Source organism: Promicromonospora sp. Marseille-Q5078, from assembly GCF_050315395.1.
Classification (GTDB): Bacteria; Actinomycetota; Actinomycetes; order Actinomycetales; family Cellulomonadaceae; genus Isoptericola.
The window spans coordinates 4,202,211-4,216,292 of record NZ_JBNPQG010000001.1 but is presented as its reverse complement, the minus strand read 5'-3'; the positions used below and the strand labels follow the sequence as shown (position 1 = coordinate 4,216,292).

The following is a 14,082-nucleotide window of genomic DNA, read 5'->3' as shown; positions in this document are numbered from 1 at the left end:
CGGACTGAGCTCTTCTCGTGGCCTCACGTAGTACGGCGGGAAGCGCACTGGGACGCTACATCCTGGTGCGCTTCCTGCTCATCATCCCCACCGTGTTCATCCTGGTCACCACGGTCTTCGTGCTCATGCGCGCGACCGGTGACCCCATCACCGCAGCGCTGGGCGGGCGCCTGACGCCCGACCAGCTCGCCGAGCGGATCCACGCGGCCGGTTACGACCAGCCGATCCTCGTGCAGTACTGGGACTACCTCACCGGCATCTTCTCCGGCGACTTCGGCACGACGATCAGCGACAACCGGCCCGTCACCGAGGTGCTCACCACCTACGGCACCGCGACGCTGGAGCTCGCGTTCTACGCGATCCTCGTGGCGCTCGTCCTCGGCGTCCCGTTCGGCATGGTCAGCGGCTACTTCCGTGACCGGCTGCCCGACGCCGTGCTGCGCATCCTCGCGATCCTCGCCTACGCGACCCCGGTCTTCTTCGCCGGCCTCATCCTCAAGCTCGTGTTCTCCGTCTGGCTGGGCTGGTTCCCGGTGGCGGGCCGCGTGTCCACGGACGGGGAGATCGCGATGCAGCTCGCCGGCGCGGACTCCGGCTTCATGCTGGTCGACGCGTTCAAGACCGGCGACCCGGCCGTGGTGCTCGACGTGCTGTCGCACGCCTTCCTGCCCGCGATGGCGCTGGGCCTGCTCACCGCCGGCGTGTTCCTGCGGCTCGTGCGCACCAACATGATCGGCACGCTGGGCACCGGCTACATCGACGCGGCCCGCTCGCGGGGCGTGAAGGAGAGCCGCCTCGTGCGCAAGCACGCGTGGCGCCCGGCGCTCATCCCGATCATCACCGTGGCCGGCATGCAGGTCGCGATGCTCCTGGTGGGCGCCGTGCTCACCGAGACGACGTTCGAGTGGCGGGGGCTGGGCTTCCAGCTCTCGGAGTACCTGCAGGCGCGCGACTTCGTGGCCGTGCAGGGGATCGTCGTGCTGATGGCCGTGGTCGTGGCGGTGACGAACTTCCTCGTCGACATCATCGCGGCCCTGGTCGACCCGAGGGTGAGGTACTGATGAGCGCCGCTGGCTCTCCCGAGGCCCCTGAGGTCGTCCCCGTCGGCACCGAGGGCGTCGCCCCGGAGCACGTCGCCGGCCGGGGCGCCTGGTTCAAGAAGCTGCCCGTGGTGCACCAGGTGCGCCAGAGCGTCGGGCTCCAGCGCGGGATGCTGATCGCCGGCATCGTGCTGACGGCCGTGTTCGTGCTGGTCGCCGTGCTCGCGCCGCTGCTCGCCCCGTACGGGTGGTCGCAGCTGCGCGACCTCGACGGCGCGTTCGGCGCCCAGATGCCCCCGAGCGCCGAGCACTGGTTCGGCACCACGGTGGGCGGCTACGACGTGCTGTCCCGCGTGATCTGGGGCGCCCGCACGGCGCTGCTCGTCGTGCTGGTCGCGGTGCTGGCGTCGATCGTCGTCGGCGTGCTGCTCGGCCTCGTGTCGGGCTACTTCGGCGGCTGGCTCGACCGCGTGCTCGTGGTCGTCGCCGACGCCATCTACGCGTTCCCGTCCCTGCTGCTCGCGATCCTGCTCGCCATCGTCATCTCGGGCGGGCAGTCGAGCATGTGGGGCGGCATCTTCGCGGCCGCGCTGTCCATCACCGTGGTGTTCGTGCCGCAGTACTTCCGCGTGGTCCGCGCCGAGGTGGTGCGCATCAAGGCGGAGGCGTTCGTCGACTCCGCGCGCGTGCTCGGCACCGGGCACTGGCGCATCATGACGCGCCACGTGCTGCGCAACTCCACGCGCACGCTGCCGCTCATCGTCACGCTCAACGCGTCCGAGGCGATCCTCACGCTCGCCGGCCTCGGCTTCCTCGGCTTCGGCATCGAGCCGACGGCCGCGGCCGAGTGGGGCTACGACCTGCAGCGCGCCGTCGCGGACGTCACGTCGGGCATCTGGTGGACGGCCCTGTTCCCGGGCCTCGCCATCGTGCTCGCGGCGATGGGCATGACCCTCATGGGCGAGTCGCTCAACGACCTCGCCGACCCGCGCCTGCGCTCGCGCGCCCGCTCCGGGAAGGTGTCCGGCGCCGTGGAGGCCACGTCGGTGGAGTCCGCCGAGAAGGGAGACGACGCATGAACGCCGAAGCATCGAACAGCGCCGTCGCGTCGAACGGCGCCGTCGCGACGATCAGTGACCTCGCGGTCTCGTTCGCCACCGACGCCGGCCCGGTGCGGGCGGTCGACGGCGTGAGCCTCGACATCCAGGCGGGCGAGGTGCTCGCCGTCGTCGGCGAGTCGGGCTCGGGCAAGACCGTCACGGCCAAGACCATCCTCGGCCTGCTGCCGGAGACCGCCACCACGAGCGGCGCCGTCGTGCTCACCGGGCGCGACGGCGCGACGACCGACGTCGTCTCCGTCTCCGCGGCCGCGCTGCGCCAGGTGCGCGGGCGTGACGTGGCAATGGTGTTCCAGGAGCCGTCGAGCGTGCTCAACCCCGTGTACACGGTGGGGTGGCAGATCGCGGAGGGCATCCGGGCGCACGGCGACGTGTCGAAGAAGGAGGCGCGGCGCCGGGCGATCGAGGTGCTCGGCACGGTCGGCATCCCCGACGCCGAGCACCGCGTGGACCACTACCCGCACCAGTTCTCCGGCGGGCAGAAGCAGCGCATCGTCATCGCGATGGCGCTCGTGCTGGGGCCCAACCTCATCGTCGCCGACGAGCCGACGACGGCGCTCGACGTGACCGTGCAGGCCGAGATCCTCGACCTGCTGCGCCACCTGCGCGACGAGACGGGCACCGCCATCGTGCTCATCACGCACAACATGGGCGTGGTGGCCGACCTGGCCGACCGGGTCGCCGTGATGTACCAGGGCAAGGTCGTGGAGCAGGCGCCCGTGGGCGACCTGTTCGGCGACCCGCAGGCCGACTACACGAAGGCCCTGCTCCAGGCCGTGCCGCGCGTGGGGGAGGGCACCGTCCGCGCCGCCGCGCGCGCCGCCGCCCGGCCCGAGGGCTGGGAGTCCGCGGAGCCCGTGGTGCGCGCCGAGGGGCTCACGATCACCTACCCGGGCCGCTTCCGGCAGCCGGCGTTCACCGCGGTGGACGAGGTGTCGCTCGCGATCTGCCCCGGCGAGGTGCTGGGGCTGGTGGGCGAGTCGGGCTCCGGCAAGACGACCATCGCCCGCGCGATCGCCGGTCTCACGCCCGTGAGCGGCGGCTCGCTGCGGGTGCTCGGCACCGAGATGCGGGGCGCCAGGGGGCGTGACCTCAAGGCGATGCGCCCGCGGCTGGGGTTCGTCTTCCAGGACCCCGCCACGTCGTTCAACCCGCTGCTGACCGTCGCCGAGTGCGTGGCCGAGCCGCTGGTCGTGCACGGGCGGTACCGGAACCCGGAGGCCGCGCGAGGCCGCGTCGACGAGCTGCTCGAGGCGGTGCAGCTGCCCCGCAGCTACGGCGACCGCTTCCCGCACGAGCTGTCCGGCGGGCAGCGCCAGCGGGCGTCGTTGGCCCGCGGCCTGGCGCTCGACCCGGAGCTGCTCGTCGCCGACGAGCCGACGTCGGCCCTCGACGTGTCGGTGCAGGCTCGCGTGCTGGAGCTCTTCGCCGAGCTGCAGAAGGAGCTGGGCTTCGCGTGCCTGTTCGTGTCGCACGACCTGGCGGTCGTCGACCTCCTCGCGGACCGGATCGCGGTGCTCTACCGCGGGCAGCTGGTCGAGGAGGGCACAGGCGAGCAGGTGCTCGGCAGCCCGCGCGAGACCTACACGAAGCAGCTGCTGGCGTCCCTGCCGGTGCCCGACCCGGCGGTGCAGGCCGAGCACCGGGAAGGGCTCCGCGCGCTGCGCACCTCCGCGAGATAGAGAGCTCACCACCGCGAGATAGAGAGCCGGACCCGCGAGATAGAGAGGGCACGGACCGAGGCCGGCCTCGGTCCGTGCCCTCTCTATCTCGCGGGTCCGGCTCTCTATCTCGCGGGCTACAGCCCGAGCGCGGCCTTCCACGCCTCCGGCAGGAGGGCGTAGCCGACGAAGGCGACGACGTCGAGCAGGGTGTGCGCGACGACGAGCGGCAGCACGCGGTTCCGCCCCCACCGGCTGGTGTAGAACCACGAGAAGACGACGCCCATCACGACGTTGCCGAAGAACGGCCCGATGCCCTGGTACAGGTGGTAGGAGCCGCGCATCAGCGAGCTCCAGACGATGAACCAGACGCGTGACCAGCCGAGGTCGCGCGTGCGCTCGTGCAGGTACGCGACGGCGACGACCTCCTCGAGCAGCCCGTTCTGCAGGGCGGCGAGGATCAGCACGGGCACCGTCCACCAGTGCTCGTTGAGGGCGCTGGCCTGCACCTGGACCGTGATGCCGAGAAGCCGGCCGAGCGCGTAGAACGCCAGGCCCGGGATGCCGATGGCGGCCGCGAGCCCGAACCCCCACGCGACGTCGCGGCCGGGCCGGGCGCCGTCGAGCCCCCAGTCGAGGCCGATCCGCCGGCGCGTGCCGGTCCAGGTGGCCGAGGCCCGCCCGCTCAGCAGGTACAGCGCCAGGGCCACGGGCACGAGGGCGAACCCGATGCCGAGCACCTGGTACACGAGGTCCAGCAGCGAGCGCTCCGACTGGCTGGCGTTGAGCGTGGCGGACTGCTCGGCGAGCGGGGTGTCCGCGGTGAGCCGCGCGGCGATGTTGACCAGCGCGTACACGCCGCTCTGGCCCAGGCTGAGGCCGAGCACGATCCAGATCTCGGCGGTGGTGCGGTGCCGGGCGGACGGGGTCACCGCGGGTGCCACGGGGGCGAGGACGGCGGGCTGCTCGGCGGTCACGGGGCCAGCGTAGGCCGCGCGGCAGGGAAACCTCAGCGGCGGCCGCGGTGCAGGCCGAGCATGACGCCGACGCCGCGCCCACTGTTGTGGGTACGAAGACGGCGAGAATTCTGAGCGGAATTCTCGCCGTCTTCGTACCCACAACGATCGGGGGGGCAGGGGGTTGTGCCGGGGCGGTCGGCGTGCGATGCTCGACAAACAGGTTTGCCGCACAAAGTTCTCTGTGAGGAAGCGATGACCAGCACCCCCGACCGGCCCGGCGACGGCGACGACGCCGGGCTCGCCGCCGCCGACTCCCTGCGGCTCATCCGCGAGCAGCAGGACCGCGCCCGCGCCGCCCTGGAGCCCGACGGCCGGGCGATCTACGGCGCCTGGGCCGTCGCGTGGCTGGGCGGCTACCTCGTGCTGTGGTGGTCCGCGCAGGGGCGGGAGCAGCCGGAGCCGTGGGCGTACTGGGCCTACGCCGTCGCGCTCGCCGCCGCGGTCGTGGTCACGATGGTGACCACCATCAGCCGGACCGCGGGCACGCGCGGCGTCTCGGCCCGCGCGGGGGCCATGTACGGCTGGTCGTGGCTGCTCGGCTTCCTCACCCTCAGCGCGTTCCTCGGCGGGCTCGCCCGCGCCGGGGCGGAGGGCGAGGTCATGGGACTCGCCAGCAACGGCGGTGCGTGCCTCGTCGTCGGGCTCCTCTACCTGGGCGGGTCGGTCGCCTTCGGCGACCGCAACCTCTTCGTCCTCGGCGCCTGGATCCTGGTGGTCGCCGCGGCGGCAACGCTTGCCGGCCTTCCCCTCACCTACCTCGTGATGGCGTCCGCGGGCGGCGGCGGATTCCTCGTCATGGCTGTCGTGGAGCACCTGCGGCGCCTGCGCCGCCGTCGTGGGGCGGGCGAGGGGACCGGCCGTGGCTGACGCCCTCGACCCGGTCATCCACGCGCCCGCCCGGCTGCGCGTCGTCGCGACGCTCGCCGCGCTCGCCGCCGGCGACGAGCTGAGCTTCCCCAGGCTGCAGAAGCTGCTCGACATGACGGCGGGCAACCTGTCCACCCACCTCCGCAAGCTGGAGGACGCCGGCTACGTGCGCGTCACCAAGACCCACGAGGGCCGCACCCCCGCGACCTACCTCGCGCTCACCCCGCAGGGTCGGCGCGCGTTCGAGGACTACACCGAGGCCCTGACCGGCCTGCTGAGAGGAGCCGGAACATGACCAGGACCAGGCCCCCGGAGCGCGCCCCCGCCGTCGTCGCGGTGGACCGCGTCACCAGGCGCTTCGGCGACGTCGTCGCGCTCGACGACGTGAGCCTCGACATCGGCCCCGGCGAGCTCGTGGGCCTGCTCGGCCCGAACGGCGCCGGCAAGTCGACGCTGCTGTCGCTGGTGAGCGGCCAGCGCCGCCCCGACGCCGGAACGGTGCGGCTGCTGGGCGGCGACCCGCGCGACGCCGCCAGCCGCGCCGGCCTCGGCATCACCCCGCAGGAGACGGGGCTGCCCGCGACGCTGCGCGTGCGGGAGGTGGTCGACTTCGTCGGCGGGCACTTCGCCGACGCGGTGCCGACCGGCGAGCTGCTCGAGCAGTTCGGCCTCGCGGACCTGGCCCGGCGTCAGACGGGCGCCCTGTCCGGCGGGCAGAAGCGGCGGCTCGCCGTCGCGCTCTCCCTCGTGGGGCGGCCGCGCGTCGTACTGCTCGACGAGCCGACCACCGGCCTCGACGTCGGGGCGCGCCAGGCGCTGTGGGACGCGATCCGCGACTACCACGCGGGCGGCGGCACGGTGCTGCTGACCAGCCACTACCTCGAGGAGGTGCAGGCGCTGGCGCAGCGCGTCGTCGTCATCGACCGCGGCGTGGTGCGCGCCGACGACTCGCTCGCCGCGATCCTGCGCCGCGTCGGGCTGCGCCGGGTGGCCCTGCGCTCGGCGGCGGACCTCGCCGCGTGGCCGGGCGTCGTGCGTGCCGAGCGCCGCGAGGACGGCACCCAGGAGCTGTACACCGCGGACGCCGACGCCCTCGTGCGGGAGCTCGTGCGCGGCGACGTGGAGTTCGCCGACCTCCGGATCCGGGGCGCGAGCCTCGAGGAGGCGTTCGAGGAGATGGTGATGCAGGAGGTGGCCCGATGAGTGCGACGACGACCCCGGCCCGCGCGGCGGCGGGTGTGCCCGGCCCTCTGCGGCTGACGTGGCTGCACCTGCGCTACCAGTTCCTGGAGACGGTGCGCGTGCCGATCGCCGTGCTGGGCAACATGCTGTTCCCCGCGCTGGCGATGTTCTTCTTCGTCGTGCCGCAGAGCGACGTGGCCCAGAACCCGCTGTGGGCCACCATGTCGGTGGCGAGCCTCGGCCTGTTCGCCGTGTGCTCCGCCAGCCTGTTCACGTACGGGCTGGGCGTGGCGGAGGACCGGCAGCTCCCGTTCGACCCCTTCCTGCGCTCCCTGCCCGCCGGCCCCGGACCGCGGATGGTGGCGCGGATCGGCAACGGCGCGATCTTCGCGCTCTTCGGCCTGGTGCCGCTGATCCTCATCGGCTGGCTGTTCACCGCCGCGACGGTGACGTTCGGCCAGCTTCTGGCGGGGGTCGGCACGATCCTGCTGGTGTCCGTGCCGTTCGTGCTGCTCGGCATGGCCGTGGGCTACTCCCTGTCCGCGAAGGCCGCGCTGCCGGTGGTGCAGGTGGTGCTGTTCCCGCTGGCGTTCGCGGGCGGGCTGTTCCTGCCGCCGCAGGCGTTCCCGTCCTGGCTCGACGGGATCTCGCAGGCCACGCCCACGCGGGCGGGTCGCGACCTGCTCGTGCAGGCGCTCACGGGGGAGCCGGCGTACCCGACGGCCTGGCTGGTGCTGCTCGGCTGGACGGCGCTGTTCGCCGCCCTGGCCGTGGGCGCCTACCGCCGCGACGAGGGCCGCCGCTTCCGCTGACCCGGGCCCGCCCTCGAACGCTGGTCGATCCTGTCGAGACCCGAACGCTGGTTGAGCCTGTCGAAACCCGAACGCTGGTTGAGCCTGTCGAAACCCGGTACCGGGTCTCGACAGGCTCGACCGACGGGGTCAGGCGGCGCGGCGCAGCCGGAGCGAGTTGCCGACGACGATGACGGACGACGCGGCCATGGCCGCCCCGGCGATCATCGGGTTGAGCAGCCCGGCCGCCGCGAGCGGGATGGCCGCCACGTTGTAGGCGAACGCCCAGAACAGGTTCTGCTTGATCACCCGGAGGGTCCGCCGGGACAGGCGGACGGCGGCGGGCGCGGCCCGCAGGTCGCCGCGCACCAGCGTGATGTCGCTCGCCTCGATCGCGACGTCGGTGCCGGTGCCCATCGCGAGGCCGAGGTCGGCGGTGGCGAGAGCGGCGGCGTCGTTCACGCCGTCGCCGACCATCGCGACGACCCGGCCCTCGGACCGCAGCCGGGCCACGACCGCCGCCTTGTCCTGCGGCAGCACGCGGGCGATCACGTCCTCGTCCGCGATGCCGACCTCGCGGGCGGCCACGCGGGCCGCGCCCTCGCCGTCGCCGGTGAGGAGCACCGGCCGCAGCCCGAGCGCGCGCAGCTCGGCGACCGCCCGGGCGGACGTCGCCTTGACGGGGTCGCGCAGCACGACGACGCCCCGGGCGGCGCCGTCCCACGCGACGACGACGGCGCTCGCGCCGGTCGCCTCGGCGTCGGCGAAGGCGGCGGCGAGGTCGTCGGGGAACGCGACGCCCTGCCCGGCCAGCCACGACGGCTGCCCGACGAGCACCCGGCGCGCGTTGAGCCCGCCGTCGAGCCCGAGGCCGTGCGGTGCCGAGCCGAGCCCCGAGTGCGCGCGCCGCACCACGGCCTCGACCCCGCCGCCCGGCGTGGCGCGGAAGTCGAACGCCTGCAGCGCGCCGATGCCGACGCCGTCGGCCCCCGCCCGGGAGCTGTCAGAGCCAGGTGACGCCATACCCTCACGTGGCTCTGACAGCTCGCGGGCCGCGGCCGCGACGGCGTGCGCGATCGGGTGCTCGCTCAGGGCCTCGACCGCGCCTGCGTAGGCGAGCACCTCCCCTCCGCGCGGGTTGTCAGAGCCAGGTGCCGGCATACCCTCACGTGGCTCTGACAGGTCCCGGGCGACGACGTGCTCCACCCGCATGCGGCCCTCGGTGACGGTGCCGGTCTTGTCGAGCACCACGGTGTCGACGCGGCGCGTGGACTCCAGGATCTCCGGCCCCTTGATGAGGATGCCGAGCTGCGCGCCGCGGCCGGTACCGACCAGCAGCGCGGTGGGCGTCGCGAGACCGAGGGCGCACGGGCACGCGATGATCAGCACGGCCACGGCGGCGGTGAAGGCGAGCTGCACGTCCGCGCCGGCCAGCAGCCAGCCCACGAGCGTGAGCACCGACAGGCCCAGCACCACGGGCACGAAGACGGCGGAGATGCGGTCGGCGAGCCGCGCCACGGGCGCCTTGCCCGTCTGCGCCTGGGACACCAGGCGGCCGATCTGCGCGAGCGTCGTCTCCTCGCCCACGCGGGTGGCGCGCACCAGCAGGCTCCCCGACGTGTTGACGGTCGCGCCGGTCACGGCGTCCCCGGGGCCGACGTCGACCGGCACCGGCTCGCCCGTGAGCAGCGATGTGTCGACGGCGCTGGCGCCCTCGACCACCTCGCCGTCCGTGGCGACCTTCTCGCCCGGCCGCACGACGAACACGTCGCCGACGGCGAGGTCGCCCGCCGGCACGCGCTCGGTGACGCGGCCGCCGTCCGGCCCGACGGCGGGCGTGCCGTCGGCGTCGAGGCGCACGCGCTCGGCGTCCTTGGCGCCCAGCTCCAGCAGGGCGCGCAGGGCGTCGCCCGCGCGGCGCCGGGAGCGGTGCTCGGCGTACCGGCCGGCGAGGAGGAAGGTCGTGACGACGGCCGCGACCTCGAAGTACAGCTCGGGTGCGCCCTCGGCGGCGGACGGCACGAGCGACGGCTGCATCCGCATGCCGAGCTCGCCCGCGCCGCCGAGCGTGAGCGCCCACAGCGACCACAGCGTGGCCGCCGCGACGCCGAGGGAGACCAGCGTGTCCATCGTGGAGGCGCCGTGCCGCGCGGCGCGCACGGCCGCGGTGTGGAACGGCCACGCGCCCCACGTCACGACCGGCAGCGCCAGCGCGGCCACGATCCACTGCCAGCCCGTGAGCTGCAGCGCGGGGATCATCGACAGCGCCACCACCGGCACCGTGAGGATCGCGGACGCGACCAGCCGGCGGCGCAGGTCGTCGCCGCGCGCATCGCTGCCGGAGGTCGAGGCCTCGCTGGTTGAGCCTGTCGAGGCCTCGCTGGTTGAGCCTGTCGAAACCTCGCTGGTTGAGCCTGTCGAAACCTCGCTGGTTGAGCCTGTCGAAACCTCGCTGGTTGAGCCTGTCGAAACCCGGGTCTCGACAGGCTCGACCGGCGGGGAAGGGGCGACCGGCGGTGTGGTCTCGACAGGCTCGACCGACGGGGGTGGGGCGACGTCGCGCCGCGCGGTGACGCGGGCGCCGTAGCCGGCCTTCGCGACGGCCTCGACCAGCACGGCGTCGTCGACGGGCGCCGTGACCTCGACGTGGGCGCTCTCGAGCGGCAGGTTGACGGTGGCGGTGACGCCGTCCACGCGGTTGAGGCGCTTCTCGACGCGGGCCACGCACGAGGCGCAGGTCATGCCCTCGATGGCGAGGTCGATCGCGAGGACCGGGGCGGGCGGGGTACCGGCGACGCCCGGCTGGGGCGTCTCGGTGGGGGCGCTCATGGGTGACTCCCTGAGGTGCTGGGGCGGGGGTCGCCCGCGACGACCGGGGTGGCGGGGTCGCGGTGGGGGCGCCGGTCGGGTCGACGACGGCGCGGCGCGGAGGGCCTGGGTCGCGGGCGGGTGAGCGGCGCGACGGTTCGGCAGGCGGTCCGCGGGTGGTGGCTCGCCGACGCGGCGAGCGGTGGCGGCTCAGGCGCGCGGGGGCACGGCCAGGTCGTACGTCTTGTGGTCGCGCGCGGCGTGCTGGCCGCCGCAGCCGCAGGCGTCGTCGTGGGCGTGCTGGCGGGCGGGGGCCTGGGCGGCCTGCTGGGCGGCGAGCGCGTCCGCCTGGACGGCCACGGAGGCGACGTCGTACCCGGCCTCGTCGACGGCCTCGCGCAGCGCGGCCTCGTCGAGCGGGGCGTCGGAGAAGACGGCGACCTCGGAGGTGCCGCCCGCGTGCAGCGACACGGTGACGTCCTCGACGCCGGGCACGGCGGAGAGGTCCTTCGTCACGTGGGCCACGCAGTTGGCGCAGGTCATGCCGGTGACGCCCAGGGTGGTGACGGTGCTCATGCGTGCTCCTTCATCGGTGGGTGGATCAGCAACGGGGGGTCAGGACCGGACGAGCCGGCCGATCGCGTCGGCGGCCTCCTTGACCTTGGCGGCGCCCTCGGCCTCGGACGCGCGGGCGGCGTCGACGACGCAGTGCCCCAGGTGATCCTCGACGAGGCCGATGGAGACGGCCTGCAAGGCCTTGGTCACCGCGGACACCTGCGTGAGGATGTCGATGCAGTACACGTCCTCGTCGATCATGCGCGCGATGCCGCGCACCTGTCCCTCGATGCGGCGCATGCGCTTGAGGTACGCCTCCTTGTCGGAGGCGTAGCCGTGCGGCCCGTCATGCTGCGGGGTGGCGTCGTGCACGACGGCGTCGGTGGGTGCGGTCGTCTCGGTCATGGCTCCACCATACCCCTAGGGGGTAACGTGTCAACCTTCGAGAACGGGATCTGTCGCGCCATCTGGCCGGGTGACGCGACAGATCCCGTTCTCGAAGGGGGTCAGGAGATGCGGAACGGCGCCACCAGCAGGTCGTCACGACGGGAGCTGGGGCCCACGAGCAGCTCGAAGCCGCCCGGCTCGACGACGCGCTCCCCGGCGGCGTCGACGATCGTGCAGTCGGCGGCGGGCACCTCGACCTCGACGACGACGCTCTCGCCCGGCGCGAGCGGCACGCGCCGGAACGTCGTGAGCTCGCGGTCCGCCCAGGTGACGGAGGTGACCAGGTCGCTCACGTAGACCTGCACGGTCTCGATCGTCGGCCGGTCCCCGGTGTTGGTCACGGTGACACGGCCCCGCACGACGCCGTCGGGCGGGATGTCGGCGGCGTCCAGCTCCAGGTCGGAGTACTCGACGGTGGTGTACGAGAGGCCCTCGCCGAAGACGTACGGCGGGCGCTGCGTGAGGTCGGCGTACCGCGTGCCGTGCTGGCCGCGCACCTGGTGGTAGAACACGGGCTGCTGCCCGGCGTGCAGCGCGTACGAGATCGGCAGGCGGCCCGTCGGCTCGACGAGGCCGAGCAGCAGCTCCGCCACGGCCCGGCCGCCGAGCATGCCCGGGTTCGCGGCGTGCACCAGGGCGGCCGCGCGGCTCGCGGCCTCGGGCAGCACCAGCGGCTTGGACGCGACGAGCACGACGACGACCGGCGTGCCGGTCGCGACGAGCCGCTCCAGCAGCTCCACCTGCCCGCCCTGCAGCTCCAGCGTCGCGGTGGACTTCCCCTCGCCGGCCAGCGCGACCTCGTCGCCCAGCACGGCCACGACGACGTCGGCGGCGCGGGCCGCCTCCTCGGCCTCGGCCAGCAGCGCCGGGTCGGACGGCGCAGGCAGCGCCGCCTGCGGGCGCGGCTGGCCGTCGGGGAAGTGCGTGCCGTCGGGGTCGGGGCCCAGCTCCACGACGTTCGCCCCGCGGGCGTGCACGACCTCCCACGACGCGGGCGCGACGGCGCGGAAGCCGTCCAGCACCGTCTCGACCAGCTCGCGCGGGTGCCCGTCGCGGATCCAGCTCACCTGCCCCGACGCGCCCGCCCAGTCGCCGAGCTGCGCGTGCGGGTCGTCGGCGTTCGGCCCGACGACGGCGACGCGCAGCGCCTCGCCGGTCGAGCCCGTCGAAACCTCGCTGGTTGAGCCTGTCGAAACCCCGCTGGTTGAGCCTGTCGAAACCCGGGTCTCGACAGGCTCGACCTGCGGGTGGGTCTCGACCTGCGGGTGGGTCTCGACCGACGGCAGGAGCGGCAGCGTCCCGTCGTTCTCCAGCAGCACGAGCGAGGCGCGCGCGACGTCGAGGGCCAGATCGCGGTGTGCGGCGGAGCCGACGACGGCCTCGATGCGCTCGGCGACCGGCGCCCGCGGGTCCTCGAACAGCCCGAGGTCCACCTTGAGGCGCAGGATGCGCCGCACCGCGTCGTCGAGCCGCTGCTCGTCGATGCGCCCGTCGGCGACGGCCTCCTGGGCGCCCTCGAAGAACTTGGGCGTCGCCATGACGACGTCGTTCCCCGCGGCCACCGCGGCGGCCGACGCGTGCGCGTGGTCGGGGCTCACGTGCTGCTCCCACACCATGCGGCCCACGTTGTCCCAGTCGGTGACGAGGGTGCCGTCGAAGCCCCACTCGTCCTTGAGCACGCCCTGCAGCAGCCAGCGGCTGGTGGTGATGGGCACGCCGTCGATCGCCTGGTAGCCGATCATCACCGTGCGCACGCCCTCGCGGACCACGCGCTCGAACGGCGGCAGGAACCAGGAGCGCAGCTTGCGCGGCGTGAGGTCGGCCTCGGTCGCGTCGCGACCGCCCTGGGTCTCGGAGTAGCCGGCGAAGTGCTTCGCCGTGGCGAGCACCGCCGTCGGGTCGGTGAGGCCCTCGCCCTGGTAGCCGCGCACCATCGCGGCGCCCAGTTCCCCGATGAGGTACGGGTCCTCGCCGAACGTCTCGTTCACGCGGCCCCACCGCAGGTCGCGCGTCGCGCACAGCACGGGGGAGAAGGTCCAGTGCAGGCCGGTCGCGGAGGCCTCGACCGCCGTCGCGCGCGCCGCCCGCTCCACGAGGTCGAGGTCCCACGTCGCCGCCATCCCCAGCTGGCTGGGGAACACGGTCGCGCCGGGGAAGAACCCGTGGCCGTGGATGGCGTCGTCGGCCACCAGCAGCGGGATGCCGAGGCGCGTGCCGCGTGCCAGCTCGATCGCCTCGACCACCCGCTCCGGCGACGCGTGCAGGATCGACCCGGCCAGCCGGTGGCTCACGATGTCCTCGAGGTCGTCCATCGCGTTGAGCTGCAGCATCTGCCCCACCTTCTCGGGCAGCGTCATCCGGCTGAGCAGGTCCTCTACCCGCTCGGCGGGGGAGAGGGCGGGGTCGCGGTAGGGCAGGTCGGTCATGAGTACGAGTCCTTCGTCGGGAACAGGTGGCCGAGGTAGTCCCAGATCTCGCGAGGTAGTTCGAAAATCGCCGAGGTAGTTCGATCCTCGCCGAGGTAGTGGACCAGACCACTACCTCGCGGAGATGCGAACTACCTCGGCGACTTTCGCACTACCTCGCGGGGTCTC

Annotated in this window: 12 protein-coding genes; 7 read left to right on the top strand and 5 right to left on the bottom strand. The window is 73.7% G+C overall.

What is annotated here, in order from left to right; all coding sequences use genetic code 11:
- Positions 1-17: 17 nt before the first annotated feature.
- The 3 genes from ACQFYA_RS19385 to ACQFYA_RS19375 are packed head-to-tail and all read left to right on the top strand — an operon-like array spanning position 18 to position 3,840.
- The gene (locus ACQFYA_RS19385) at positions 18-1,061 is read left to right on the top strand and encodes an ABC transporter permease (protein WP_499126869.1); all 1,044 of its coding nucleotides are present in this window, start codon (positions 18-20) and stop codon (positions 1,059-1,061) included.
- Positions 1,061-2,119: an ABC transporter permease gene (locus ACQFYA_RS19380; RefSeq protein WP_499126868.1), complete on the top strand. Its 1,059-nt coding sequence runs from the start codon at positions 1,061-1,063 to the stop codon at positions 2,117-2,119. Before ACQFYA_RS19385 ends, ACQFYA_RS19380 begins: the two co-directional genes overlap by 1 nt.
- Positions 2,116-3,840, top strand: a complete 1,725-nt coding sequence (locus tag ACQFYA_RS19375) for a dipeptide ABC transporter ATP-binding protein (RefSeq protein WP_499126867.1) — start codon at positions 2,116-2,118, stop codon at positions 3,838-3,840. The genes ACQFYA_RS19380 and ACQFYA_RS19375 overlap by 4 nt, the downstream gene beginning before the upstream one ends.
- A 116-nt stretch (positions 3,841-3,956) precedes the next feature.
- On the opposite strand, the gene ACQFYA_RS19370 is transcribed toward ACQFYA_RS19375, so the two are convergent.
- Entirely contained in the window at positions 3,957-4,796 is an 840-nt protein-coding gene (locus ACQFYA_RS19370; protein ID WP_499126865.1) for a CPBP family intramembrane glutamic endopeptidase, read from the bottom strand.
- A 234-nt stretch (positions 4,797-5,030) separates the two neighbouring features.
- On the opposite strand from ACQFYA_RS19370, the gene ACQFYA_RS19365 reads away from it, so the two are divergent.
- From ACQFYA_RS19365 to ACQFYA_RS19350, 4 genes are read left to right on the top strand one after another with little or no spacing between them, the layout of a single operon-like run.
- Positions 5,031-5,705, top strand: a complete 675-nt coding sequence (locus ACQFYA_RS19365) for a hypothetical protein (RefSeq protein WP_499126863.1) — start codon at positions 5,031-5,033, stop codon at positions 5,703-5,705.
- Entirely contained in the window at positions 5,698-6,000 is a 303-nt protein-coding gene (locus ACQFYA_RS19360; protein WP_499126861.1) for a transcriptional regulator, read from the top strand. The genes ACQFYA_RS19365 and ACQFYA_RS19360 overlap by 8 nt, the downstream gene beginning before the upstream one ends.
- A complete protein-coding gene (locus ACQFYA_RS19355) occupies positions 5,997-6,908 on the top strand; it encodes an ABC transporter ATP-binding protein (protein ID WP_499126860.1) in 912 nt (303 codons plus the stop codon). Before ACQFYA_RS19360 ends, ACQFYA_RS19355 begins: the two co-directional genes overlap by 4 nt.
- Entirely contained in the window at positions 6,905-7,699 is a 795-nt protein-coding gene (locus ACQFYA_RS19350) for an ABC transporter permease (protein WP_499126858.1), read from the top strand. The genes ACQFYA_RS19355 and ACQFYA_RS19350 overlap by 4 nt, the downstream gene beginning before the upstream one ends.
- Before the next feature lie 129 nt (positions 7,700-7,828).
- On the opposite strand, the gene ACQFYA_RS19345 is transcribed toward ACQFYA_RS19350, so the two are convergent.
- The 4 genes from ACQFYA_RS19345 to ACQFYA_RS19330 all read right to left on the bottom strand — a co-directional run bounded on the left by ACQFYA_RS19345 (position 7,829) and on the right by ACQFYA_RS19330 (position 13,914).
- Positions 7,829-10,507 carry a heavy metal translocating P-type ATPase gene (locus ACQFYA_RS19345; protein WP_499126856.1) on the bottom strand — a complete coding sequence of 893 codons (2,679 nt, stop codon included), beginning with the start codon at positions 10,505-10,507 and terminating at the stop codon, positions 7,829-7,831.
- 189 nt (positions 10,508-10,696) lie between these two features.
- Positions 10,697-11,062: a heavy-metal-associated domain-containing protein gene (locus ACQFYA_RS19340; RefSeq protein WP_499126854.1), complete on the bottom strand. Its 366-nt coding sequence runs from the start codon at positions 11,060-11,062 to the stop codon at positions 10,697-10,699.
- A 39-nt stretch (positions 11,063-11,101) separates the two neighbouring features.
- Positions 11,102-11,446 (bottom strand): metal-sensitive transcriptional regulator, encoded by a 345-nt coding sequence (locus ACQFYA_RS19335; protein ID WP_499126852.1) that lies wholly within the window; start codon positions 11,444-11,446, stop codon positions 11,102-11,104.
- Between the two features lie 101 nt (positions 11,447-11,547).
- Positions 11,548-13,914 (bottom strand): glycoside hydrolase family 3 N-terminal domain-containing protein, encoded by a 2,367-nt coding sequence (locus ACQFYA_RS19330; RefSeq protein WP_499126851.1) that lies wholly within the window; start codon positions 13,912-13,914, stop codon positions 11,548-11,550.
- Positions 13,915-14,082: the final 168 nt, after the last annotated feature.

Coding starts and splice junctions, on each gene's coding strand:
- ACQFYA_RS19375 (WP_499126867.1), top strand. CDS start 2,116: ATGAACGCCGAAGCATCGAACAGCGCCGTCGCGTCGAACGGCGCCGTC.
- ACQFYA_RS19380 (WP_499126868.1), top strand. CDS start 1,061: ATGAGCGCCGCTGGCTCTCCCGAGGCCCCTGAGGTCGTCCCCGTCGGC.
- ACQFYA_RS19340 (WP_499126854.1), bottom strand. CDS start 11,062: ATGAGCACCGTCACCACCCTGGGCGTCACCGGCATGACCTGCGCCAAC.
- ACQFYA_RS19345 (WP_499126856.1), bottom strand. CDS start 10,507: ATGAGCGCCCCCACCGAGACGCCCCAGCCGGGCGTCGCCGGTACCCCG.
- ACQFYA_RS19350 (WP_499126858.1), top strand. CDS start 6,905: ATGAGTGCGACGACGACCCCGGCCCGCGCGGCGGCGGGTGTGCCCGGC.
- ACQFYA_RS19365 (WP_499126863.1), top strand. CDS start 5,031: ATGACCAGCACCCCCGACCGGCCCGGCGACGGCGACGACGCCGGGCTC.
- ACQFYA_RS19335 (WP_499126852.1), bottom strand. CDS start 11,446: ATGACCGAGACGACCGCACCCACCGACGCCGTCGTGCACGACGCCACC.
- ACQFYA_RS19355 (WP_499126860.1), top strand. CDS start 5,997: ATGACCAGGACCAGGCCCCCGGAGCGCGCCCCCGCCGTCGTCGCGGTG.
- ACQFYA_RS19330 (WP_499126851.1), bottom strand. CDS start 13,914: ATGACCGACCTGCCCTACCGCGACCCCGCCCTCTCCCCCGCCGAGCGG.